20 protein-coding genes are annotated in these 24,850 nt (G+C 58.8%); 8 read left to right on the top strand and 12 right to left on the bottom strand.

What is annotated here, in order from left to right:
* Nucleotides 1-378 precede the first annotated feature (378 nt).
* Nucleotides 379-774 (top strand): hypothetical protein, encoded by a 396-nt coding sequence (locus ACMDCR_RS24270; RefSeq protein ID WP_413989088.1) that lies wholly within the window; start codon nucleotides 379-381, stop codon nucleotides 772-774.
* 576 nt (nucleotides 775-1,350) lie between these two features.
* On the opposite strand, the gene ACMDCR_RS24265 is transcribed toward ACMDCR_RS24270, so the two are convergent.
* From ACMDCR_RS24265 to ACMDCR_RS24255, 3 genes are all read right to left on the bottom strand, one after another.
* Nucleotides 1,351-1,611: a hypothetical protein gene (locus tag ACMDCR_RS24265; RefSeq protein ID WP_413989087.1), complete on the bottom strand. Its 261-nt coding sequence runs from the start codon at nucleotides 1,609-1,611 to the stop codon at nucleotides 1,351-1,353.
* An 822-nt stretch (nucleotides 1,612-2,433) separates the two neighbouring features.
* Nucleotides 2,434-4,293, bottom strand: a complete 1,860-nt coding sequence (locus tag ACMDCR_RS24260; protein ID WP_413989086.1) for a chloride channel protein — start codon at nucleotides 4,291-4,293, stop codon at nucleotides 2,434-2,436.
* A gap of 154 nt (nucleotides 4,294-4,447) precedes the next feature.
* A complete protein-coding gene (locus ACMDCR_RS24255) occupies nucleotides 4,448-4,810 on the bottom strand; it encodes an SPW repeat protein (protein ID WP_413989085.1) in 363 nt (120 codons plus the stop codon).
* Nucleotides 4,811-4,885: 75 nt separating this feature from the next.
* Between ACMDCR_RS24255 and ACMDCR_RS24250 the strand changes: the two genes are divergently transcribed.
* A complete protein-coding gene (locus tag ACMDCR_RS24250) occupies nucleotides 4,886-5,074 on the top strand; it encodes a chloride channel protein (protein WP_413993707.1) in 189 nt (62 codons plus the stop codon).
* A gap of 192 nt (nucleotides 5,075-5,266) precedes the next feature.
* Here the strand turns inward: ACMDCR_RS24250 and ACMDCR_RS24245 are convergent, their stop codons facing one another.
* The 4 genes from ACMDCR_RS24245 to ACMDCR_RS24230 all read right to left on the bottom strand — a co-directional run bounded on the left by ACMDCR_RS24245 (nucleotide 5,267) and on the right by ACMDCR_RS24230 (nucleotide 10,968).
* Entirely contained in the window at nucleotides 5,267-6,454 is a 1,188-nt protein-coding gene (locus ACMDCR_RS24245) for an FAD-binding domain (RefSeq protein WP_413989084.1), read from the bottom strand.
* A 53-nt stretch (nucleotides 6,455-6,507) separates the two neighbouring features.
* On the bottom strand, nucleotides 6,508-7,866 hold the full coding sequence (locus ACMDCR_RS24240; RefSeq protein WP_413989083.1) for an AcvB/VirJ family lysyl-phosphatidylglycerol hydrolase: 1,359 nt from the start codon (nucleotides 7,864-7,866) through the stop codon (nucleotides 6,508-6,510).
* The gene (mprF, locus tag ACMDCR_RS24235) at nucleotides 7,863-10,418 is read right to left on the bottom strand and encodes a bifunctional lysylphosphatidylglycerol flippase/synthetase MprF (protein WP_413993706.1); all 2,556 of its coding nucleotides are present in this window, start codon (nucleotides 10,416-10,418) and stop codon (nucleotides 7,863-7,865) included. The genes ACMDCR_RS24240 and mprF overlap by 4 nt, the downstream gene beginning before the upstream one ends.
* Nucleotides 10,419-10,506: 88 nt before the next feature.
* Nucleotides 10,507-10,968, bottom strand: coding sequence for a MarR family winged helix-turn-helix transcriptional regulator (locus ACMDCR_RS24230; protein ID WP_413989082.1), 462 nt, complete (start codon nucleotides 10,966-10,968; stop codon nucleotides 10,507-10,509).
* A gap of 126 nt (nucleotides 10,969-11,094) precedes the next feature.
* Between ACMDCR_RS24230 and ACMDCR_RS24225 the strand changes: the two genes are divergently transcribed.
* Both ACMDCR_RS24225 and ACMDCR_RS24220 read left to right on the top strand, forming a co-directional pair.
* Nucleotides 11,095-12,474 (top strand): chloride channel protein, encoded by a 1,380-nt coding sequence (locus ACMDCR_RS24225; protein ID WP_413989081.1) that lies wholly within the window; start codon nucleotides 11,095-11,097, stop codon nucleotides 12,472-12,474.
* Nucleotides 12,455-13,573, top strand: coding sequence for an alpha/beta hydrolase (locus ACMDCR_RS24220; protein WP_413989080.1), 1,119 nt, complete (start codon nucleotides 12,455-12,457; stop codon nucleotides 13,571-13,573). The genes ACMDCR_RS24225 and ACMDCR_RS24220 overlap by 20 nt, the downstream gene beginning before the upstream one ends.
* Nucleotides 13,574-13,748: 175 nt before the next feature.
* On the opposite strand, the gene ACMDCR_RS24215 is transcribed toward ACMDCR_RS24220, so the two are convergent.
* The 5 genes from ACMDCR_RS24215 to ACMDCR_RS24195 all read right to left on the bottom strand — a co-directional run bounded on the left by ACMDCR_RS24215 (nucleotide 13,749) and on the right by ACMDCR_RS24195 (nucleotide 17,856).
* Nucleotides 13,749-13,898 (bottom strand): hypothetical protein, encoded by a 150-nt coding sequence (locus ACMDCR_RS24215; RefSeq protein WP_413989079.1) that lies wholly within the window; start codon nucleotides 13,896-13,898, stop codon nucleotides 13,749-13,751.
* On the bottom strand, nucleotides 13,883-14,524 hold the full coding sequence (locus ACMDCR_RS24210; RefSeq protein ID WP_413989078.1) for a hypothetical protein: 642 nt from the start codon (nucleotides 14,522-14,524) through the stop codon (nucleotides 13,883-13,885). Before ACMDCR_RS24210 ends, ACMDCR_RS24215 begins: the two co-directional genes overlap by 16 nt.
* A gap of 97 nt (nucleotides 14,525-14,621) precedes the next feature.
* The gene (locus ACMDCR_RS24205) at nucleotides 14,622-15,287 is read right to left on the bottom strand and encodes a cytochrome c oxidase assembly protein (protein ID WP_413989077.1); all 666 of its coding nucleotides are present in this window, start codon (nucleotides 15,285-15,287) and stop codon (nucleotides 14,622-14,624) included.
* Between the two features lie 152 nt (nucleotides 15,288-15,439).
* Nucleotides 15,440-16,264 (bottom strand): DUF4336 domain-containing protein, encoded by an 825-nt coding sequence (locus tag ACMDCR_RS24200; RefSeq protein ID WP_413989076.1) that lies wholly within the window; start codon nucleotides 16,262-16,264, stop codon nucleotides 15,440-15,442.
* Nucleotides 16,265-17,478: 1,214 nt separating this feature from the next.
* Nucleotides 17,479-17,856 (bottom strand): SPW repeat protein, encoded by a 378-nt coding sequence (locus ACMDCR_RS24195; protein WP_413989075.1) that lies wholly within the window; start codon nucleotides 17,854-17,856, stop codon nucleotides 17,479-17,481.
* Nucleotides 17,857-18,951: 1,095 nt separating this feature from the next.
* On the opposite strand from ACMDCR_RS24195, the gene ACMDCR_RS24190 reads away from it, so the two are divergent.
* The 4 genes from ACMDCR_RS24190 (at nucleotide 18,952) to ACMDCR_RS24175 (ending at nucleotide 24,649) form a co-directional block, all read left to right on the top strand.
* On the top strand, nucleotides 18,952-21,387 hold the full coding sequence (locus tag ACMDCR_RS24190; RefSeq protein ID WP_413989074.1) for a penicillin-binding protein 1A: 2,436 nt from the start codon (nucleotides 18,952-18,954) through the stop codon (nucleotides 21,385-21,387).
* A gap of 205 nt (nucleotides 21,388-21,592) precedes the next feature.
* On the top strand, nucleotides 21,593-22,771 hold the full coding sequence (locus ACMDCR_RS24185) for an NEW3 domain-containing protein (protein ID WP_413989073.1): 1,179 nt from the start codon (nucleotides 21,593-21,595) through the stop codon (nucleotides 22,769-22,771).
* Nucleotides 22,768-23,706: an ABC transporter ATP-binding protein gene (locus ACMDCR_RS24180; RefSeq protein ID WP_413989072.1), complete on the top strand. Its 939-nt coding sequence runs from the start codon at nucleotides 22,768-22,770 to the stop codon at nucleotides 23,704-23,706. Before ACMDCR_RS24185 ends, ACMDCR_RS24180 begins: the two co-directional genes overlap by 4 nt.
* A gap of 55 nt (nucleotides 23,707-23,761) precedes the next feature.
* A complete protein-coding gene (locus ACMDCR_RS24175; protein ID WP_413989071.1) occupies nucleotides 23,762-24,649 on the top strand; it encodes an ABC transporter permease in 888 nt (295 codons plus the stop codon).
* The last annotated feature ends 201 nt before the right edge of the window (nucleotides 24,650-24,850 follow it).

Raw genomic sequence — 24,850 nt, 5'->3', positions numbered from 1 at the left:
GGAGCCGCTGCCAGTCGTGTGTTAGTCATGAACTGGGCCGCTTTGGCGCCCACCTTTTTTAGCAGCTGAGCACAATGATCCGGCGGATCACCGCGCGGCTCAATTCGACGTGTTTCCGTGTACGGCAACGTTCCACGGGGCCAGCCGGGCAGAGGGAATTCGCATAACGAAGTTCATGAGCAATTTGTAGGCCGCAGAATCCAGCCGACGGACAAGGCACGGCCTCAGGCACGGATATAGGCTGACTAGGCCGCGCCTCAACGCTCTGTTGAGACGGCGCGGGCAACGCTGCTTGGCCAGGAGCCATCGTGCATCCCGGTAAGATGCGTGGGCCCCATTCCGCCCCAACCACCGGCGACGGCGGAGTGGGCCCAATCAATGGGGACAATCGCCGTTTCCGGAACCTTCGACAGATTTTTGAGGTTCCATGTTCGGGAGCCAAGCCATAACCTCTCGACGCGGATTGGCAGCGGAGAAACGATCGAGGTTTCAATGCAGGCAATCATTTTTCTGACCGCTCTCGCTTGGGCTGCCTTCTACTCAATGCCGGACAACGGTTTGTCATCGTCAGGTCAACTGCGCAGTGGTGCACCTAAACCGGGCGTTGAGGTCTGCCCGCCAGGGTATATGCCAATCAGGCGTGGTGTCTGCGAATGGTTCCAGGAAATGCCCGGTCCGCTCGAAGCGGCGCCTTCGCCTTATGATCAGTATCCCCCGCCGGGATACGATCCGCTCCGGCCATCCAATCGAAATTTCTATCACGACGGCCTTTAGGGCCGGCAGCTATCGCGCCGACCTTATTGTCGTTTGGCGCGGCCTCACTGGCCTACGGGCAGAGCCCCTCCGCGCGGCCTCCAAATTGCGCGCGCGAGCGCATGCTCGTATTCAGTGGTACTCACTTTAATACAGGGGTCGCTGCAAGTACAAATTTCTCATTTTGCATCGAATTCGTTGGATGAAGTGCTGTTTTCTCTTAGAATTCAACCGCAGCGATATCTGTTGGCATCGCCGTGGATGCCTGCCTTTGCCGCCTTGATCTAGAAACGGAATATTGGAAAAGTCAGGCTATCTTTCCGCTGAATTTGGTAATATTTGCCTTAAGTCGGCTCACTTGGCCCATGACTTCGAACTGCTCTTGAGCCGCCCCCATATAGACGCGATACTTGTAGATATTTGAGAAAGTCACCAGGGCCTCTAAAAGTCGCCGACGTCTTCTGCAATTGGAGCAAGGAGGCCCGAGTTACTGAAGTCCCCCAGCCCCACCGGGGCCCCCCCTAGCTACTGATCCCGGTGAGTGCCAGCATAGAACGACCGAGGATTTCGGTCGCGGGTCGAGTTGACCTACTGCCTCTACAGAGTGTGGTCCTCAATATCCTCTGGTGTCTCGCCATAGCGCGTCAGGATCACGAAACGACCGGTCCCAGGATTGCCTGATATCGAGAAGGCGATAGCACCGATTATGGTATCGACACCTCCTAACGCACCGACTCGATTAAACGCCCGCAATTCCGCATGCGCCCGCGACGGTGCTTTCTCGGCCGCCAACCCCAGCAACTCGCCATTGGGCGTACGGATGAACGGGATAGCGGCGTAGTATGTAATCCTGGACATAGGAAGTCGCTCTCAAGGTGAGCCGTCGCGAGAGTGGCCATAAGCATTGCTTGAATGTGCCATTCTACCCTGAAACGTTGCAACTGCGACGTCCGGCAGCCCCCACGTCTTCCTATCGACCTCCCAAATGATCCGCGCTATCTCGCCAATGACGCTCAACACTTGGATGTCAGCATTGCCGTCGTTGGGGTCGGAACAAGAACAATTAGCAATGTTGCCTGCTGTAAATCGGCATGGGGTCTGGATGCCGACCAGCACCCTATGTCCTCAATCGTGTTCGGACGACGGAGGCCACGTCATGACGTCGAGCCACAAATATGACGACAATCGGCTGCGCCTTCAGTTTCCTTGCTGATCCTGCCATTCCTTCATGAAGGCTATTTCCCGTTCCCGAGCCCTGACGATATCTCTGGCGAGCTTTCGAAGTCGCTTGCCTGCCGTATCGTAGCTCAACCTATGCCATGTCGACCACGCCACGATGATAAGGGATCATCATCGCCACGAAGTCTTTATCCACATCGCCAGTGGAAGTAGCGGCCTTCATGCCCGGCTGCATGCTGTGCATTGACCTCATAAACGCTGTATCGGCTGGGGCCTTCGTGGTGTCCTCTGCTGCGGCCAGACACGCGGGGCAAGCGATGACTAGAGCTGCAGGCAGAGTGCGGCGGAACGTGAGAAACTCCCTCCCTGGGGTTGACTTAGGCTTGGGTGAACACCTTGGGGGACTGCCGAGTTCCTTGCGGCAGCGCAACGCGAGGTCCAGCGGCAGGACGCTAACTCGCGCGATGTCCACACTGATCGTCATCTCATTCCAGCCGCCGGTTATCGCGGATAGATCTTGAGCCCTTCGGCCACGGAATTCGCCACATGTTCCTTCGTGATGATGCCAACGACGTCGTCGCCACGGGGGATACCATGGCCGCGAACGACAACAGCCATGAATGCATTCTTCCGCCATATCCGTTCGATGACGTCGGATGCGACCAAGTCCTCGCCGACGATCGTAAAATCGCGGCTGGCGATGTCACCCAGCGTGACGCCGGTACTGGTGCCCTCGAGCCCGCGCCGAAGTCCGGTGTTGACGCGAATGACGCCAAATATCTGGCTGCCTCGAACCACCACGACATGACGAAGCCGCCCCTCGGCTTCGTGCTCTCGCAGGAAGCTGTCGAAACTGTGCTCCGCCGGCAACACCATAATATCGGTGTCCATCACTTCGCGGGCATGGCGGACGAGAAACATGTTGGCGTGCAGCGCCTTGGGGATGGCGCGCCCGCGGCGAACCAGTTTGAGCGTATAGATGTTTTCGCGTGAGAGCAGCCGGCGAACCCCAACGCTCGCCGCAACCGCTAGAATCATCGGCATGACGATGTCGTATTCGCGAGTCATTTCGAAGGTCATGGTGACGGCAGTCATGACGGCACCCGTGCCACCGCCGACCATCGCGCCCATGCCCACCATGGCGAATGCAGGGATACTGACCGGAATCGGAATGCCGATGCCTTGCAGAAGCGAGGCAAAGCCACCTCCCAGGGTGGCGCCCATGAATAGCGACGGCGAGAAGATACCGCCGGAGGAGCCCGAACCCAGGCTCATCGACGTCGCGACGACCTTGCAGACGAACAAGAACCCCAGCAACCAGGCCAGCGAGGTGTGCCCGACCAAGATGCTCTCGATTGTCGCATAGCCAACGCCGTCGACATAATACTGTCCAAGGGTGATGGAGAGGACATACATCAGCACGCCCAGAAACAGCATTCCGAGGATATGCCGGGTGTAGCGGCCCGGAATTTTGTCAAACCAATCTTCCGCCAGATGCAGGCTTCGGATGAACCCAGCCGCTGCCACGCCGGTGATTGCTCCAAGTGCGGCATAAAGAATGAGCGATATCACGGCGCTGCTGTCTGTCGTCAGCGCTTGCATGGGAGGAACGAGGAAGGCCGGCTGCTGTCCGAGAAACCAGCGGCCGACAAACGTTGCCGCACCGGTCGCAATGGCGACCGGCAGAAATGTGCTTGCGCTTACCTCCGGCATCATCAACTCGATGGCAAACATCACGCCGCCAATCGGCGTGTTGAATGTGGCAGCGATTCCAGCACCCGCGCCAGAGGCGACCATTGCTATCCGCTGGCCAACAGGCATGTGGATGATTTGTCCCAGGGTCGAGCCGAGGGCTGAGCCGATCTGAATAATGGGCCCCTCACGCCCAACCGAAGAGCCGCTGCCGATCGCCACCGCGGAAGCCAGTGATTTTACCAAAGCCACGATCGGCCGGATCTTGCCCTCTCTGTAGTAGATGGCATCCATGACCTCGGGCACGCCATGGCCCTTCGCTTCAGGTGCAAAGTTGACGACCAGAAACGTGACGATAATCGCGCCGACCACCGGTGCCAGAATAATGAACGCACCCCAACGGCTGGGTGATGTGAACGTGTTCGCGTCGTAAGCTATCGAGAATGTGCCGTTGAAGAAAAGATTGTGGAGCAACCCGATCAAATCGCGGAAGACCACCGCACCGACACCAGTCACAATGCCGAGACTGAGGGCGAGAAACGAGAGATAGAGCAGGCTAAGCCGATGGCTTTCCTCGTCGCCGATCGTGCCGCGATGCGCGGCATCCTGCGCCGGCGGTCTTCCGGCTATCGTAGGAGAATTTAAACGCGAAGAATTGCCTTTAGCCATCCGGAGCATACCTGGGGCGCGAGGAGAATGGATGGGAATCGATAGCGGTCACCAGCTCTTGTCGGTCTCGCTCGATCCCCTCGATGTGATCGCAGGCACACCGACGGCCTTTACTTGAAGACTATCCCAGCGCTGGATCGACATTGAAGTGCAGCTATGCCATCGGACGCGGAGGATGCCGGAATGACCATTCGGCCCATAGGGAGAACACGACAGTCATTGCGCCGATGAGCCAATGTATTCGCGTTGCAACAACATCAGCCGAGAAGCCAAGCACCCACGCTGCACCAATGAGCCAAGCACCCAGCGCAAGCGTCACCCACTCTTCCCATTGCTTGGACTCGGACAGGGAGGCAAAGGCTAGATAAGCGAGCACGATGGCCGAGATCCATGCATTCCAGGCGGGCCGTACGTCGCTGGTGAAACCTAGCGTCCAGGGCGAGGTAAACAGGATCAACGCAGATATCGCCAAGAGCCAGTCCTGCGGTTTCTTTCCCTGAAAAAATAGCTCTGTCATTGGTCTCTCCATCAACTCGAAAGCCCAGCTTCGTGCCAAGACGTAAGATCTTTAATATATCGATTTTCGATATAGATTGCCAGAAGTAACGATAAAGAGAGCGATCTGCGATCGGGCGTCACCGCAGCCTCCAATACGCCGCTAGCCGCGATTGCTTTCGCCATCGAGGAGTCCGCCTCGTCCTGGCAGCAACGGCTGGCCTCACTCACCACGGTGGCTGTGATGATCCCTGGGCTGGTCGACTTCGGCGATGCCGGTGATTAGGTCTATCTTGGTGCTCTGCATGTAATGCAGCCACGTAAGACCTCCTTGTTCGCGGCACGGCTGGCCGGCATTCTGGGCGGTCTGTGCGGTGGCAGGACGGTACTTGCATTCGGCGGCACGAACTAGCCGGCGATCGCCGCCTTGTGCCTCGCTGTTCGGGGAGCTAACCCGAAATTCGCAAGCGGTGGCGCTTTAGCGCCAATCATAGTCTGGAAGTTCGATATCATCACGAAGGTCTCGGGCAACCACTCCGTCGGCGACGAAAGGGATCGCCATGAGGTGCATGACAAGGTTACGAAATGCGATGCCGATGCTGGTGCGGGGTGCAAAGATCGAGGCGAATTTCTTCGCGACCTCCTGCTTTCGCAGCAGAAACGGCATCAAGCGCTTCTGATAGGCGGTAAAGGCCGCTTTGTAATCACCTTCGGCCCGACGGAGTTCCCCAGCAAGTACGTAGGCCTCGACTATCGCAAGCCCGGTTCCTTCTCCGGCAAGCAACGAAACGCAAGCGGCCGCGTCGCCGACAAGAGCTGAGCGCCCTTTCGCCCAGGCCTGCATTCGGATCTGGCTTACCCGATCGAAATAAAGGCCTTCGGTTCCTTCCATGGCGGCAAGGATATCCGGACATTCCCACCTGTCATCCGCGAAAACTTGACGGAGCGCGGTCTTGTACCCGGCATCGGTAAGAGGGACGGGCTCCTTGAGCTGCTCATCCCGAAAAAGGAACAGGAACAGCGTGCGGTCATCGCGCATAGAGAAGCGCGAGATCTGCCGCCCTGGCCGGGAATGGCTCAGATAGATCAGTTCGTCGCGTGGCCTGTAACCTTTTGCCTCGAAGGCGGCAACACGATAGCCGAATTGCACCTCGAACCGCTCCTGCGGGCCGAAGGCCAAACGGCGGACGCGCGAATGTAGACCGTCGGCGCCGATCACGAGGTCGAATTTGCGGGACGCTGCGTGTTGGAACGAGACGTGCACGGCCTCGCCATTGTCCTCAATTGCGACGATCGAGTCACCGAAGATCGTCTCGACCTTGTTTTCAACCGTCGAGCAAAGAGTGGCGGAAAGATCGCTGCGCCGCAGGCTCGTGAAGCGATCTTTCGTCAGTCGCCGGAAGACATCCGTGGAAAATCCGGACGACCTGCGCCCATGCTCGTCGACGAAACGCACTTCGCCGACCTGATAACCGCAGTCCTTCAACCGAGGGACGAGGCCCATTTTGTCCACAATATCGTAGCCGATGCCCCAGAAATCGATGATATAGCCGCCGGTCCGCAACTGCGGCGCCTCCTCGATGAGCACCGGATCGTGACCGGCCCTCGTCAGCCAATAGGCGAGCGTCGGACCGGCAACGCCGCAGCCACTGATTGCAATTTTCATCGCTCTTTGTTCTGGCGTAGAGAGGAATTGGTTCGTTCGCTCGATCGAATTGACTAACCCGCAGAGCCAGCCCGCTTCTGGAAACCGTTGACGATATCCTGAGCGATCGCGGGATATTCCCCGTTGAAGTGGTGGCCGCCTCTGGTTTTGATGACCTCGGCTTTGGTGGAGCTCAACGATGGACAGCTCGTATCCCCTTCGTCTTCGCCATAGAAGCACTGCACCAAGGGGCTAGGGATCTTGATAAGCTCGGGGGCGATCGGAGCGGCTGCATCGCTTGGCCCTGCGCCAAACCAGCCAGCAATTTTAATCTCCCAGTCGGCCTTTGGTTCAGGGCCAAGAAGAGACACGAGATCGACGTCGGTCTTTACGTCGTTGGGAAGCGCGTTGTAAGTCGCGGGCAGGACGTTTGCACCAAAAGAGTAACCGATCAAAGCCACTTTTTCTGCGTGCCACTTTGCCTGGTAGCCGCGGATCGCGGTTGCCAGGTCATGGGCGGTTTGCTCTGGCGTCTTCTGATGCCAGAAGTAACGCAAGCTATCGAAACCGACGACCGGTATGCCGTCGCGTTGCAACTGCTCGCTGATGGTTTTGTCGATGTCGCGCCATCCGCCGTCGCCTGAAAGCATGACCGCCATCAGACGGGATGGGTGCTGAACCGGGAGGGGGACAAGTGGAAGTGCCGCGAGCCCTTGCAAATCCAGTCGATCGAGATGGGGAGCGATGAGTTGGGTCAAGGCAGCAGCGAGATCGCTCGGCGCATCTAGGTGGACATCAATCGGCAAGGCGTCCTTGCGGTCGACCTCGACGGCGGCACGCTGAAGAGGGGAGGCGCTCGCCGTCAGACCAATTGTCCAAAACCCGTTGGATTTGAGAGGAGGACTTCCAAAAAGGGTTCCGGACGAGATGACTGTCGATGATACCGAGCATGTCAGCCCGTTGGGTGTCAGGACGTCCGGATCCACCGTCGCTGCTCCGGCAATCGTATTGGGCGGAGAACCGGCAAGAATGAGCTGGGCAAGTGCACCGCCCGCACCGACTCCCGCGAGGATCGGGAAATGGTACTTGTCGCCAATGCGGCTACGCTGAAGCTTTTGGCTTAGTCCCTCAACGTCTCCGACAAGCTCGCTGCACGGATGGACGCCCGGCCTGGGCATTGGAAGCAGGTTGGCGAGATAGGTATCGAGGTCGACCCCGACGACCACGGAACCTTGCTTGGCCATCGCGTCTAAGGCCGCCTCGTCACGGTCCTTCCACCCGCCGCGGTCCGAGAACAGAACGACATAACCTTTGGTTGGACCATCCGGCTGGGCCACTCGGACGTCGCCAAGGCGGCCCCCATCAACAGCAAGTGCCGGAGTCGTCGTCGCCAGACCCACCAGCGCGATACCAGCCATAAGGAGACTTTTCATGCTTCACCTATTTCCTTGAAGTGCTTGCCGATCAAGGCAGCGGCATCGGCCAGGGCAACGAAGGGGCCGACCAGCCCCGAAGCAGCCAGGTAGCGTGGCTCCCAGCTTGGTCCGAACTTGCCCTTGAACAGGCGCAGTCCCTGGAAGTTGTAGAGAGGATTGGCGTGCTGCCAGATCAAGGATCCCATCCGGTGCCAGGGGGAGGTGAGGGGGAGCGCCCGAAAACCGCTGAAGGGCGCCATACCAAGATCCAGCGTGTGGTATCCGCGGTCTTTGAGAGCGAGGATCAGTTGCGTGAACAGGTATTCCATCGTGTAGCCAGGTGCTCCACCGATGTGACGCATCAACCCCACGGTCGCCTCCTGTTTGTTGGAGGTCGGCATGAAGGTCACGAAAGCTATGGTCCGGCCGTGCTGGCGGACCAGGGCGATGGACTGACGCTTCACAAAGGGGCGGTGAAACGCGGCGACGGAGAAGCTCTTTTCAGTGGTTCGGCGGGAGGTCAGCCAGTCTCTCGAGACGGCGTCCAGTTCCGCTACCAGGCAGGCCTCCTGATCGACGCCCGTGATTGAAAAGGTGAATTCCTCTTTCGCACCTCGTTTGAGGGCATAGCGCAGATTGGATCGCGAGCCACCCTCCAGAGTGAAATTGACGAGATCGACCCTGGCTTCTTCTCCCAACTTGATGATCGAAAGTCCCGCCTCGAGATAGATCGGCAGATTGGTTGGACGAACCTGGTAGAAGGCCACGCGCCCGCCATGCCTGGCTGCAAGCCGCTGAAAGGCATCAATCAGCGAGGGCCACTCCGCCCGAGGGCCAATGGGATCATAAAGCGCAATCCAGCTGCGACCACGCTTGCCGTACATCAGAAAAGCATTGCCCGTTGCCGAGAAGATGATGCTCTTGTCGCCCATCAGGGCGAGTGAGGCATCGCTGCGATCATGCCGGCGGATGATTTCGGCCACTTTGGCGAGTGTCTCAGGAGCCGGCCGGGGTGCGAATCCTCGTGGCGCACGCGAGAGTTCCCAGGTGGCAAGCACGAGTGCGACCACTGAAACGCCTATCATCGCGCGCAACGCCCGCGGAGCTTGCGCATCGAACTCGAACTGCCACCAAAAATCGCGCCCGGCAAAATCCATGTCATGAAATGCAAAGGTCAGGATCGCAAAGGAAGCGGCGATGACCACGGCGATCGCGAACAGCAAACTCGCTGAGGCACGTTGCGCTTGAAAGGATGAATCGCTGCGAAACTGGCTGCGCGCCGCGAACAGTGTGGCGACCAAGGGAACCACGAAGATCACCTCGCCATAGGCCAAACCCTTTCCAAGCGAGAAGACCAAGCTGGCCGCTGATAACGCCAAAGCAACCCACCATGCTGATCTATGTCGGCAGAAGAGGCCATGCGAGATGAAAAGGAACAGGACTCCAATCAGGCTTCCGAGAAAATGCGAGCCCTCAACGATCCAGAGCGGCACATGCAGGGAAAGAGTGGCCAGTCGCCCACCGAATGTCGGAGTAGCGCCGGAGACCACCAGCAGGCAACCGGCAATAAAAGCCTCAATGCCCAGAAAGCGCGGGGTCAGTCGGGCTGCGCTCTCGGCCAATGGTGAGTGCATTGGGTTGATTGGCCCGTCCAGTCGGGCCCCCAGGGCGTAAACGCCGAGAGCCGTCGAAGCCATAAGAAGAGGCGTCAGGAAATAGATCCCACGAAAGGCGATGAGTGCGGCTATTAAATCGCTGGGGGCGAGTTGTGGCCAAAGCACAAGCAGGACCACCGCCTCAAACACAGCAATGCCACCGGGGAGGCGGCTGGCAGCGCCGATAGAGCCTGCTGCAGCAAAGATGGTAGCAAAGGTCAAGAAATCGATCTTCAGTCCGGGCAGCAGGGACCAGAGGGCACCGGCGGCCAAGCACAAACGCAGGATCTCCGGCACATTCCTGACTGCATAGACACCTGCCGCTTGGTCTCCGCGCTTAAAATCCAGCGCAACTGCGATACCTCCTGCAGCGAGCAAGCTCAGACCAATGGCAACGAACCAACCGCCCCCCAGTTGCACGGTATGCGCCAGGCTCGCACGATCGAAAAGGCATGCGGAGCCAAACAAGGTGTAGAGCGGAACCAGAAAAGGTTGGCCGATCAGGGACAGTGTACGTTCGATTTTCTCCTGTTCGAGTCCGACGGACCTGTACAGGCGGCGGCGTACCACTTTGCCGGTCAGGCTCCCCAGCCCCACGGCATTATCGAGTGCCGCGCCGCATAGGCTGGCCAGCAAGAGAGCATGGACCGAGGGACGAAGCTGGCGCAGCCTAGACGCTGCGACATCCCGCGCGATAACGGGAAGAAAGCTCAGGGCGGCCAGGGACAGGGAGCCAGCCAATAGTGCTGGCGGCAGGTGGCATAAGGCTTTGGTGATGGAGTGGTAGTCCGTGACCTGTGCGCCGAGCTTGATAAATATCAGGAGGGCGGTGAGCCATATCGATACCGTCGTGGCAAGCGATAGCCACTGCCGCAGGGCGGGAGGTTTCCACCCGACATCCAATCTCTTTTCCATGCCGTACAACCGGTTCTTCTTGTCGTCGTCGCTTGTTGCAAAAACACTGCCTGAATCTCCCGGTACCGCATGTTCTGATCGCCAAAGTTTATTTTGGCTGCCTCATGACGGCCTGAAGTGTTGCGGCGAACGTTGTCCCTTCGCGACGCAACTCCTCCACATGCACAGAAGCGAGCGAACGTAGGTATTCTTCACCGAGATTGGTCAGGGTGACAAAGACACGCCGCTTGTCGCTCGGGTCGGGAACACGTGTAAGGAGACCAAGCTTGGCCATGCGATCGACCAGCGACACCGCCGTGTGATGCCGGATGAACATCAGGGCAGCGAGATCTCCAACCGACAGCGGTTCGTTGCGCGAGAAGCCCTTGATTGCAACCAACGCCTGGTATTGGTGAGGCGTGACGCCGGCCTCCGCCGCCGCCGCTTCAGAGAATGCCAGATACTTCCTGATCTCGAATCTGAATTGGGCGAGGGCCTGGTAATTCACGTCTGCTTCTTTTCCCAAGTCGTCTTTCGCGACGGCTGGGGAAGCGTGCTTTTCCTTGAGCATGATCGACTCCGAAAGGCCGCTTGCATCGTCGCTTGAGATATTCTCAGAGGCAGAGTATATCGAACTTCGATGCATTTTCAATGGCGATGCAACTGTCGTCGCTCTTGTGTTTGAGAAGGTCAAGCTGTGACGGCCGAGCTGCACGAAAACCGTTCATCCTCCGGCACTGACGACGGCAGACGATCTGTAAAGAAGGTACTTCGCACGAAGGCGAAGGGTTTGCCGGTGCTGCTGCGGAGGCGGACGGCAACAACGGCCGGTGCGATCGCCCTGGGTCTCGTCGCGCTGTGCTTTGCATGGCTCGCTGACCAGGGCTCGCGCCTTTTCGAGCTGATGTTCGAAAGATATCCCTACCTGCCTGTGATCGTGACCCCTGTTGGGCTCGCAGCGATCGTTGCGCTAACGCTGCGTTTCGCGCCAGCGGCGCGAGGATCCGGCATACCCCAGGTCATTGCGGGGGCGGTGGATCCCAAGCGCGCGGTCTCGGCCAGGCTGATCTCGCTCGACACTGCCCTTGTTAAATGTGCCGGTACCGTCGCAGCCCTTCTTGTCGGGGCTTCCGTGGGACGCGAAGGTCCAACGGTGCAGGTCAGCGCCGCGATCATGGCTTTCGCACATCGAACCTTGAGGATCGAGCTTTCCTCCGCCGTTGTTATCGCGGGCGGGGCAGCGGGGGTCTCCGCGGCATTTAACACGCCGCTCGCCGGCGTTGCCTTTGCTATCGAGGAACTCGCTGCCTCCTATCAGCAACGCCTTGCCCTGCTGGCGATGGCGGCGGTCATGATCTCAGGTCTGGTCAGTCTTGGCCTTGCCGGAGACTATGTCTATTTCGGCGCCATCCACCAAACGATGCCAATGGGGCATTCTCTTGTCATTTCGTTGATGGCAGGGGTCTTGGGTGGTCTTTGTGGCGGTCTCTTCTCACTCATGGTGGTCGGCTTTGGCCGCTCCTCGTGGAGCCTCTTTGTATATTTGCGCTCCCATCCTGTATGGTTCGCTGGTGGATGCGGTCTGGTGGTCGCGCTCCTTGGCATGGCAACGGGTGGCGCGACGTGGGGGGCAGGGTACGATTGGGCAAAGATGCTCGTTGAATCCCACGCTCAGCCTCTTTGGTTCGGACCCGCAAAGTTCCTTGCGACCCTGGTGACGATGTTCAGCGGCACGCCGGGAGGTATCTTTGCTCCCTCTTTGGCGACCGGCGCCGGCGTCGGCAATCTTCTGGCCGTCTTGTTTCCCAGCGAGCCCCTAGGTGCGGTCGTGATCCTGGGTATGACTGGGTATTTCGTGGGCGTCGTCAGGGCGCCGCTGACGGCGGTTCTGATTATCGCCGAAATGACCGACAGCCGGGCGATGATCCTGCCCCTTCTGGCAACGGCAATCATCGCTGATGGCGTTTCTGCCTTCATTTGTCCGGAGCGTCTCTATCACTGCCTGTCCAAAACTTTTGCATTGCGACCCCGACGAGACGAGCCCAGGGAGATTGGTCATGCAGTGGTCAAAGTCTGACCCCTGGCGAAGTCTCTCGGTGGATGGGCGTCTCGGATCTGTTTGGCCAACGCTCGCTCGGATGCTCTATTGCTGCGCGCGGCTTTTATCCCTTACCCTTGCGCTTGCCCTGTCGCTTTCGTCGCTCCTTCTCCACGCCCAGGCCGGCACCATGCAGCAATTGTCGGTTCCGAGTCCCGCGCTCGGCCATCCGCTCGAGGTCTCGATCTACGTTCCGAATGGCCCGGTACCGACGGATGGTTGGCCGGTGCTCTACCTGCTCCACGGGGTTGATGGCAGCGCCCGTGACTGGTCGACCTTGGGTGATATCCAATCGACACTGGATCGCCTTGTCCAAACAGGCCGCATCCGTCCCATACTCGTGGTCATGCCGGACACAGGCAACAGCTGGTACGTCAACTCGGCGAAGGTTGGCGGTCCCGGAAATTACGAGGATGCGATCCTCCTGGATCTTCCGAGAGCCATTGAAGGCCGGTTTGCGCCAAATTGTCGACGCGAGACGCGCGCCATCGCCGGCATTTCCATGGGCGGCTTTGGTGCCCTCCGCCTGGCATTCAAGAGGCCTGATCGCTATGTGGCGGTCGCCAGCCTCTCCGGTGCGCTTTGGCAAAACATCCCTGAAAGCAGCATGCTTGACGGGGGGTGGAAGGGCGCAAGCGCTTTATATTTCCAGCGTATCGATGCCGCGACCGTTGTAAGCGGCTTGGATCTACCGCCTCCCGGAACCTACTTTGCCGGCGCCTTCGGATCCCCTTTCAAAGCCGCAAGCTTCAACAGAGCGAATGTCTTCACGGTTCTAGGCCAACAGATATCGGCAGGTACGACCCTGCCAGCGATCTATCTTGCTGTAGGAGATCACGATAGCGACAATCTATGGCGAGGCTCAATTGCCCTCTACGATACGCTGAAAGCTGATCATTTGAAGGTTGAGCTCCGCATCTTTGATGGGGATCACAGCTGGTCGTTTTGGAAGCCAAGGATCGAAGATATGCTGGAATTTGTGGACGCGTCATTTGTCACCCGACCAGCGGGCTCGCTGGTTGCAAGCAGACCTGTCGAGGCGCCACCGATCGTGGGAACTGCTGTCTCAGCCAAATGAAAAGGCGCATTGCGCAAGAAGCGAATTGAGATTCAGGCCCTTTGTCCTGTTGGTGCCGACTTACTTCGCAGAAGCATCATGGGTGGCTCTCAGGAACCTGTTCTTTCGATTTGAGGCGGCATTGGGCCAGTCGTATTCAGTGCCCTGCGCAGTATTTGATTTCGTTTCAAGGTCGCTATCGTTGCACCAATAGGGACAAGCGTGGAAAACGCAGCAGCACCTTGCCGTCGGGCTGCAGCGGATAGGTCCGCGCGAGCTCGCTGATGTATCGTTCGATGAATGCGTGGCGGGACTCTTTGTCGATGCGCTTTAGGAACGGGGCCATGAGGCTCTCCTGCATCCAAGCGGCAATCGCCGGGAAACCGTCGTGACATGAACGATCGTCGTTTCCCAAACTTTGACGAGCGAGCATTCCGAAGCCAGAAGATCGTAAAGGCCTTCAGCCGTCTCGTTGAAAGGACGGGTCTTGGCCACCGAGAGAAGCTGGGGTGCCCAGGGACCATCAATCGCAATCATGCGCATGACGATGCGATAGGGCTCATAGAGATTATTCGGCGTTTGAATGGCCAAGAAGCCTCCCAAGCCAACCCAATCGAGGAGGCTTAGAATGAGCTGCCTGAAATCGGGCGAGACGTTGGGAAGGCCGTTCGAGAAAATCAGGTCGAAGGGCGGTGGTTGAGGTATGTTCATACCGGTACTTTCGGGGAAGGAACCGTTTGGTGGAGAACTTTCAGTCAGATGCCCATGCTTGGGTAGATCGACCATGGTAAGTTCCGCACCTGGAAAGCGATGGCGTAGCAGTTCCGCTGGGGGCCTGTGACCATTGCGGACGACCGCGATGCGCCCGAGTATTCGATCGGGAATGCGCGATAGCAGATCCAAGGCCGCTGCTTGGCGGTGAGCGCTCAGGGCGGCCTGGATATCTTCGCCCGCAACGTTAGATTTATCCATTTTTTCAACCCCGGAAGACCAATGAAGGCGCTGAACAATGAATGAGCCGCTTGTCCGCGCTTAGGATCGCGTCCTAAGCGGCGCTTCAATCAAGGCCCTATGGCTCCTGTCGGCGCTGGGCATCATTCTCGAACAAGGTATCGCCGGCCGTCTTCTGCTGGACCTCCGCGACGGATCCGGCTTTCAGATCTCTCGCTCCCGCGACCTTGCCGGGCAATAGGTTCTTTTGGTTGTAGAAAGTGTAGGAAAGCGTGAGTTCCTGGACGCCTCTTGCGCTTGCGTCCTTCAACATGTTGTCGTCGATATAGAACACCACGGGCATTCTGGCCGTCTGCCTCGCCTCCAGCCGCTCTTCTGTGAAACAAAAACACTGGATCTTGTAGAAGTAGGGCGCGATCGCGGGCGGCGTGACGTTATAGACAGCGCGAGCAACGTTGACCTGATCTGTATTGTTTGTTGCGTCGAAATAGACGGTCGTGGGCGAGTTCACATCCACGTCGATTGAGCGCTGCTCCGGCTTGAAGCTCCAATCGAGGCCAGGGGCGATATTGGTGTCAAATAACACCTTGAGCTTGGGGTTGGATCCGGCAGCATTACTCGCGGCCACAGGCCCGGTGGCTCGCCGAGTTGTTCCGCCGAAGCCGGTGGCGCCGCAGAAGAGACGGTAGAGTGTCGGTGCGTAGGATACCGTGACGAGCATGCTGCCGACGAAGGCACAGGCCATCAGTACGGTAAAGCGGATGCCTGCAGTCCTCGAAGCCATTCAGTTCCCCATTCCATAGGAAATGCACGCCCAGTTGCTGGCGATGGCGGCACGTGGTTGATCAAGATGAAGTGCGACGGTTTTTGCATTCACTGTCACGATCACGCGGGGCCTCAGACCAAACCCGCCCTTCGACGCCCGGTCGCAGCGCGCTAAAGAACCCATCGGAATGCCCTTCTCAGCTCGGCAATCGCATTGTGGTCGTAGCACCGACCATGGGCGATGATGATACGTTTGGGCATCAAGACGATCATGTGCTCGATTGCCGCCCGAACCAGGGCCCGGCGACCTAGGAAATTTACCTGCATGTCGAAGGGTGCCTTGCCGTCGGGATCTGCCGCGCCACCGAGTCTTATTGCCCAACGCAGCCACGGCTTGTGGACTCGGCAAGTCTCGAAGTTCTCAATGAGATCGGTGAGGATCAGTGTGCGGCTCGGCCGATGGAAGAAATCGACTTCAGTGAGTACGCTGCCGGCGATGAGCCACTGATGAAATGTTTCCTTCCAGGCATCTGGCACCGTTTCGCTGAGGCTTTCATCAATCATCAGAGGCCGGCGCGCCTTTGCAACAAGGCCAGGCGGACCATAGCTGCGCGCCGCGGGGAAGTGGGACTGCCAGCTCGGCAGATGCCAATAATGCAAGGTGTTCGGTGCGACGAGATAGGATACCGGGCCCAGCGCCATAACGGCCGATGCCAGATCATCGCTCCATTCAATGGGCGAATGTATCCAGATTTCGCCAGAAGCCAGTCGAACCACCGTCATCCGGGTTGGGAATGGCATCGTCATTCCCAGATACCGCATGCTGATTTCGGGCCCATCAGCGATCCAGATACTCTCCGCGACGGGCTTGAGCGTGTTCAGCGGCACATAAGGTGCATATGAGTCAGGAGACATAAGTATCCTCTCATCAACCAGTGGTGAGGGCCACCCCGCTTTCCTCCTGTTGGTCGAAATGGAACGGTTCTCTGCTGTCATCGGCGGTTCGTCGTTAATCCCGAACTCCCCGCCAGTTGCGGCGCGGACGCCAGCGCGGGGCAAGTGCGATAACAAAGTATCAAGCCAAGGCCAGGCGGAGCTCCTGCTCGAGAGTTCCGTAACTTGGCGAGTTCGTTAAAAGTGGACGAAGTGAAGCGGCTGGCTGTTTCAGTCACTGGCAGCTCCTGTTCTTCAATTGGCTCGGATTGTATTAGCGGGAGTTGAACGGTCGACACGGGTGAAGATCTCGAGCGGAGACCGAACACGGTCTTGGCGGCAGGATATGCCGGTCTTCTTCATGGGTTCGATCTCCACAGCGCGAGGCGCCACTTCCCGTCTCGGTATCAAAAGGCCCGCCATTGCGAGGAAGCCTGGCCCCTTGACACTTCGGTATCGCCGCGCTCCAATTATGTATCGAAGATCGATATAATTATGCAAGTGAACTTCTGGAAACTTTTTGCCGCAGGCCCTGCCGGCTGACGACCTGACACCGGCTCCACGCGTAGAGACGAGGGTCAGCTGTGCGGGCCGCGCTGACACCGTTCAAACGGTGTTGGTTTCGTTACCCTCTTCCTGCGGCGGCATTGGGTCGTAGGGAGCCCTTTGCCGTGCTGGGCGCCCGGGTCAGGTTCCATAACGGCCGAGGGGGCGGACCTGCACAGGATAATGACGGCTTTTGCGGTGGCATTGCCGTCGACGTGGATCGAAATTGACGCCGGCTCGAAAATGGTCTCATCCCTTACGGGACGGCCATCCCGGCGCGTGTCGACTTTCTTGCACCAACGGGCACGGCAGTAATCCGCATTGCTTCCTATTGGGGACAAGGAGTGCGCTATGTTGTGCAGCTTGGGTTCGGATCCGAGGCAAATGAAATGCGAACGATTGGAGCGTAAAATTTCAAATCGTACATGACGCGGAGCAGGACACTCTGCATCGCGATACGCAATCCAGTGGCATCGCCATCAGCGGCAACGCGGGCGTCACCGACAAGCGCCTCCTGGCATCCAGGCTCGGTTCGGATTCCCTTGCCGGCCTGGCCGATATGACTGCGTCGTCGACCGTCGGCGGGCAGCCTGTTAAGGAATATTCCCCGTCCGTGCCTTCTTCCAAGACGTCGTCCGGGGTTGGCTGCAGAGGGGTGAACCCTGCTCGGTGCCGTTGCTCAAAACGCGGCTACACTGGCGCGCGTGACCCTGCTGGCGACGACAAGCGCGTTATCGCTTGGGCGCAGCCATCGGATGCCGGTATGACCATTCCGCCCAAAGCGAGACAATCAAGGTGATGCCACCCACCAGCCAATGCGTCCATTGAGCCGGGTGGTTCTGGCCGAAATGGAGGAGTTCCGGCGCAATGATTAGCCAAAGACCGACGGCCGCCGTTGCCCATTCCTCCCATTGAGTCACCTTCAAGAGGGAAGCATCGAACAGGGAAGCGGATGCGAGATAGGCGAGGGCGACAGCACCTAGCCAAGCGCTCCACTCGGCGTGGTGGTCGCCGAAGCCGAGCAGCCATGGCGATGAGAAGAGGGCGATCGCGAGCACGCCCAGTATCCAGTCCTGTACCTTCTGACTGTGCACGATCGAATTGGCCATTGTATTCTGCATTTCAGGGGTCTCCCAAACTAGGCTCATAAGCAATTTTATATCGAATTTCGATATAAATATAAAGTTAATTATCGCTATAGATCGTTGGCTCCATCGGGTGAGCGAAGCCACCGGCACAGACATTGGGCCCTCGCGGAGATAGGGAGTGTCAGGCTATCGAGGAGCCAGGGAAGGACCAGCAGCACCAGCCCCAGGGCTGCCGTCAGCCATTCCTCGCGGGGATCGCCCTGGGCTGCAACTCTGAGAGAGGCGATAAAAAGCGATGAACCAAGCGCACCACGCCGCCAGGTTCCCGCGAAATAAACCAGCCGGGGCCAGCCGAAAAGGACAAGTGCACACCGACCGGGCCCCGATCTGGGGCCCTACAGGTGAAGAGCCCGGAACGGGCCAATCATTTCGCCTCGGTCCAGCTATGTCGTCAGGTGAGGGCGCATAAATATCGAGATACGATATTCTTGCTTCATTGAATCGCGGCGACGTCAGGGCTCGATCACGATGTCGTTGCTCCTCGCTCCAGCACGCGCCGTTCCCAGGAATCGCGCTCTTCCCGATCTTTTCAAGGAATTGAACATTGCCAAAGTGTATCGATCTTCGATATAATGTATGGGCAGCGACGCGAGACTTTCGTGGGAGAGGCAGATCCGTTGCGGGGCTCGCCGGATCCAAACATTGACCCCGAGCGGAGGTTTGGCAACAGGGCTGCGTAGTCTGGGAGGATGGGGCGGAGCGGCGGAGATGGTCACGTCGCTCCGCTCTTCTTCTCCTCTTATTTAGCCGGCGAATTACACGGCGCGCCGGAGCGGCGAGACGGGATTGCCAAGTGCTGCAGAAAGCTGAAAACGTTGTTGTAATATCGTCGCAAGGCACCTTTGTTCTGAAAAAGCAGGTTGCCTTTTTGCCATCGCGCCAAGCTTCTGGCTCAAAAGGCCGCTCGCCCGTCGAGATCTGTGTGATGCCCGCCGACGCACAAATTCCGACTGCCTTCAGTGGCACCAAGGCTCATGTGCGGCCTCGTCGGGCCGAAAGTCGACGGATGGCGGGGGGCCGAGCGTATGGCACCCGAGTTTACTGCTGGAGCGGGCGATGATCTGGCTGCGGTTCCTGGGATTTGCCTTCTCCGCCCTCGCCATCCTGATCCTGGCATCGGCAGGAGTCCTCGGCATAGAGATTTCCGACATTACCAGGGACTTGCCTGACTATCGCCAGCTGGCGGACTACGAACCACCGATCATGACGCGCGTCTACGCAGCCGATGGATCGATCCTTGCGGAATACGCAAAACAGCGCCGACTGTTCTTGCCCTTCCAGCTGATCCCCAAGACGCTGATCAACGCCTTCCTAGCGGCGGAGGATGGCGATTTCTACTCTAATCCCGGCGTTGACCCTTGGGGAGTGGTGCGGGCAGCGATCACAAATCTGCGCAACTGGGGCCATAATCGAAGACCCATGGGTGCATCGACGATCACTCAACAGGTCGTAAAAAACTTCTTCCTGAACAATGAGGTTTCCTATCGACGGAAACTGGAGGAAGCAATCCTCGCGCTGCGACTGAACCAGACCTATTCGAAGGACAAGATTCTCGAACTTTATTTGAACCAGATCTACCTGGGCTCCGGAAATTACGGAGTCGCGGCCGCATCTCTCGGCTATTTTGGCCGGCCGGTGCGAGATCTGTCGATTGCGCAAATGGCCTATTTGGCGGCCCTACCAAAGGCCCCCAATAATTTCGATCCGCTGCGAAACCATGATGCGGCTCTCGCCAGGCGCAACTGGGTCATCGGGCGCATGGAGCATGAAGGGTTCATTACCACCGACCAGGCCGCAGAGGCTGTCGATGCGCCATTGGGCGCTTCAACCCATCGCTCTTGGCCGGATGATGGCAACGGCGCTGCCTATTTCGCCGAGGATGTCCGTCAGCAGCTCAATGAGCGCTATGGCAGTACGCAACTTTATCAAGGCGGCATGGCTGTCCTGTCGACCCTGAACAGGCATCTGCAGGCTCTGGCGCATCAAGCCCTCGTCGATGGATTGGTCAAATGGGACGAGCGGGAAGGTTATCGCGGCCCACTCGACAATGTCACGCCAGGCCCCGATTGGCACAAGAGCCTCGCGGCACAGCAACGCCCGGATGACGTCGCACCCTGGCGCCTTGCCATCGTCCTGGATGTGCGACCGGACCGGGCCCTCATTGGACTTCAGCAAACGCCCCGAACGGGTGCGTCACACCATTCCAATAGGGTGGATACGGGGATCGTCAAGCTAAAGGGCGTTGCCTGGGCTCACTGGGCCATAGGCCCCCTGAAGGGACGGCGCGTCACGCAAGTCAGCAACGTACTCAAGACTGGGGACATCATCTACGTGGAGCCTTCGACAGACGACGATGGCACTTTCGATCTTCGCCAGATTCCAGACATATCTGGCGCAGTCCTCGCCATGGATCCGGCCACCGGACGAGTGCTCGCCATGGATGGCGGCTTTTCCTTCCAATACAGTAGCTTCAACCGGGCTACGCAGGCCTTTCGCCAGCCAGGCTCGTCTTTCAAGCCCTTTATCTACGCAGCGGCGTTGGACGATGGCTATACACCTTCCACCATCGTCTCGGACGACCCGATCAGTATCGATCCGGGCGACGGTCAGCCGATCTGGAACCCTGCCAATGATGGAGACAAATACTACGGGCCGCGACCACTGCGCTTTGGATTGGAACGATCGCGGAATGTCATGACGGTGCGGATCGCACAGGACATCGGCATGCCGCTGATCAGCCGCTATGCCCAACGCTTCGGGATATACGACAGCTTGCCGCCTTATATCGCTATGTCCCTTGGATCTGGCACGACGACGCTGATGCGCATGGTAACGGCCTACGCGATGCTGGCGAACGGGGGTATTCGCATCAAACCCACTGAAGTCGAAGATATCAAGGATCGCAACGGCCAAACGATCTACAGGCACGACGAGCGCTTATGCCCGACCTGCAATTCATCGGTGTGGGCAGGACAGCCTGAGCCACCGTTGATCGACAATAGTGAGCAAATTCTGGATCCTTCGACGGCCTATCAGGTGACGTCGATGCTGGAAGGCGTGGTTCAGCGCGGTACGGCGACGGTATTAAAATTTCTGGATCGGCCGATCGCGGGCAAGACCGGCACGACCAACGACTCAAAGGATGTGTGGTTCATCGGCTACTCGCCTTCTCTGGTCGCGGGTGTCTATCTCGGCTACGACGCACCGCGATCATTGGGCAAATCGGCGACCGGCGGACGGGTGGCTGCCCCCATCTTTGGGCAGTTCATGCAAGCCGCCCTCGCAGGCACCCCGTCGCAACAGTTCCGCATCCCGTTGGGCATCAAGCTGGTTGTGGTGGACCAGCGAAGTGGACGGCGAACCTCAAATTCAGACGCGGCTCTGTTTGAGGCATTCAAGGTCGGAACTTCCCCACCAGATAATACTGACAATAGCAAGAACTACGCGACTGAAGGGCATGGGATAGCCTTTGGCACCGGAAGATTGTATTAGTTCGCTGCAAATTCAGGTTGCAAAGGGTATTCTATTGCCTTTTTTAAATGCATCGAATATTCGTGAACATTATATATTTTTAATGTCAGAGTTTAAACCTAGATTGCCCGATTTTTACCTAATTTTGGAGAGTATATAACTTAAAGCCGGAGTTGAGGGGATGGGGAGGCCTCCGCGAAAGTTGCACAAGGGAGTGGACTGAATCATGCGCACCCAGCTTCTCACTTCGGTTGTCATCCTTGCCGGAGCACTTGCATTTGCAAGCGTTCCGGCCTTCGCCCAGGATGCGGCGCCCAAGCCGTCCGGCCTGTGGCTCGCGACCGACTTTCCCGATCTAACCGAACATATCGGTGATGACGCAACACTCGGCATCACGCTTTCGAATGTCAGCCGCCCTGCGGCCACGGTAGCTTTTTCCGTCGATGGGTTGCCGAAGGGGTGGAATTGGCAACTTTCCGGCGACAGCAAGCCAGTCTCCGCCGCCATGGTGACGCCCGACCAGAACCAGCATCTCAATCTCAAGCTGACCCCGCCAAAAGACGCCAAACCCGGTGTCTACAGCTTCTCGGTGCAGGGGAAGGCCACGGATGGACAGACGCTCACCCTGCCGATCTCCATCACCCTGACCACACAGGACCCGGCTAAGGTGACGCTGCAGCCGGATCTGCCAGCCTTGCGCGGCACGCCGCAATCAAGCTTCGACTTCAACGTTGCGATCAAGAATGACAGCCCGGATCCCGCAACTTTCAATCTCGTTGCCGCCGCCCCGCCCGGTTTCGTGGCGACCTTCAAGGAGCAGTACGGCACACAGGAACTGACCAGCCTTCCGCTGAAGGCCGGCGAATCCAAGACCCTGAAAGTGTCGGTCGCGCCGCCCAAGACCACCGCTGCCGGTCAATATGCAGTGCAAGTCGGCGCCTCAAGCGCCAAGGCCAAGGGCCAGACACAACTTGCCCTCGACATCACTGGCCAACCCCACATAGGCCTGTCCGGCCCGGACGGACGCCTTTCGGGCCAGGCCGTCGCGGGTAAGGAAACCACGGTCAACTTCACCCTGAACAACACGGGCAGTGCGCCGGCTAAGAATGTCGCGCTCTCGGCCAGCGCGCCAAGCGGATGGAAAGTCGAGTTCGATCCGAAGTCGCTCGACGCGCTCGCGCCGAAGGATCAACTGCAGGTGGCTATGCACATGACGCCTGGCGACAAGGCGATTGCCGGCGACTACATGGTTAATGTCAGCGCCAACGGGGATGGGGCCTCCGACAGCACCGATTACCGCGTCACTGTCACCACATCGACGCTTTGGGGTGCGGCGGGACTCGGTGTCATTGGCGCCGCAGTTGTCGTGCTCGGCTTTGCCGTCACCCGGTATGGCCGTCGATGAGCACGCCGGTCATCGAGGCCAGGGGCCTCACGAAGCGCTACGGCCAGGCGATAGCGGTCGACGCGCTTGATCTCACCATCGAGCGAGGCGAGGTCTTCGGTCTGCTCGGACCCAATGGCGCCGGCAAGACCACCACGATCCTGCTCTTCCTCGGCCTGACCGAGCCGAGCGCCGGACAGGTCCGCGTCCTCGGATTCGATCCCTTGCGCGAGCCATTGAAAGTCAAGCGCCATGTTGGCTATCTGCCCGATGCCGTCGGCTTCTACGACAATATGACGGCCCGGGAGAACCTCACTTATACCGCGCGACTTGGCGGCATTCCCTCCACAGAAGCGCGAAAGCGGATTGGTGAAGCGTTCGATCGCGTGCGGCTCGGGGAGGTAGCGGATAAGCGGGTGGCGACCTTCTCCCGCGGTATGCGTCAGCGCCTCGGCATCGCCGATCTGCTGGTCAAGGCCTGTGATGTGGCAATCCTCGACGAACCCACCTCGGGTCTGGATCCGCAATCAACGCAGGAATTGCTGGAGCTGATCGGCCGGTTGGCGCGCGAAGGCATGACGATTGTCCTGTCCTCCCATCTGCTCGGCATGGTCCAGATGATCTGCACGCGTGTGGCGCTTTTTCATCGCGGCAAGGTCGGTTTGGTCGGCCATGTCGGCGACTTGGCAAGCCAAGTGCTCGGCGGCGCCTTCGTCATCGAGGTTGAGGCTTATGGCTGCGACGTAGCCGAAGCGGTAAGGGATCTCAAGGGGGTTACCGCGACGTCGGTGACGCGCTCCGGTCTCACCCGCATTGATGCCGACCGGGATGTCCGCGGTGATATCGCCAGGAGGATCGTTGCGGCCGACGGTGTGCTCAAGCGCCTCACCATGGACCGCTCGAGCCTTGACGAAGTCTATGTGCGCTATTTCGAACAGGTGGCCCATGCGGCGTGAAGGTTCCCCATTTACTGGCGCTTCCACTGTTGCTCTCAAGGAAGCGGCCGATCACATGACGAGCGCGCGGATGCATCTCGTCACTCTCCTCATCATCCTCACGGCGGCTGGTGCCATCTACGGTGCCATCGGTCAGATCAAGTCGAGCGTCGGACAGGATCCCTTCCTGTTCCTGCGCCTGCTGACGACCTCCCAGCAACCGCTGCCGTCCTTTGTCGCCTTTCTCGGCTTCCTCTTGCCTCTTGTGGGCATCGCACTCGGTTTCGATGCTGTGAACGGCGAATACAACCGCCGCACCATGAGCCGCATTCTCTCGCAGCCGATATATCGGGACGCGCTGCTGGCCGGAAAGTTCCTCGGCGGCCTGACGGTGATCGGCATCTGCCTGGTGACGCTGTGGCTGCTGATCACAGGCATGGGCATCCTCACGCTGGGCCTGCCACCCTCGGGCGAAGAGATCCTTCGCGGCATCGCCTTCTTGATCACGTCTCTCGCCTACGCTGGCGTCTGGCTGGCAGTGGCGCTGCTATTCTCCACCATCTTCCGCTCGCCGGCGACTTCGGCGCTGGCAGCCCTGACCCTCTGGCTTGTGCTCACACTGTTCTGGGGCATGATCGCACCTTTGTTGGCGAGCCTGTTCGCACCGGTAAACCCGTATGACCCGATGACGGCAGTGCACCAGGTCGAAGTGGCGCACGCCATCGCCCGCTTGTCGCCGAATACGCTCTATGGCGAGACCATGCTGGCGCTGCTGAACCCCGCCACGCGAACGCTCGGCCTGGTCTTCGTGAGCCAGCTGGAAGGCGCGGTGATCGGCGCTCCACTCCCCTTCGGCCAGAGCCTGTTGCTGATCTGGCCGCAGCTCTCCGGCCTGATCGCGGCGATGATCCTGGTTTACACGATCGCGTATGTGATTTTCCAACGCCAAGAGATCAGGGCGTGAGAACCTGACCTCGAGTGCAGGTCGCCTGCCCTCTCGAGCGCATGCCGCAGGAGAGGACTGGCGGCCGGCTCATCTCAGTGCTCACTGGCGGGCCCAATGCGAGTGAGCCTCCATTGTGCCCAGATGGCAAAATCTACAAAAGGACCCAGATGTCATCGTGTCTTGGTCGGAATGAAGCGCCACATCCCGGCTAAGGCGTGC

The organism is Labrys okinawensis (genome assembly GCF_047345005.1).
GTDB lineage: Bacteria > Pseudomonadota > Alphaproteobacteria > Rhizobiales > Labraceae > Labrys > Labrys okinawensis.
This window is presented reverse-complemented; position numbering and strand designations above follow the sequence as displayed.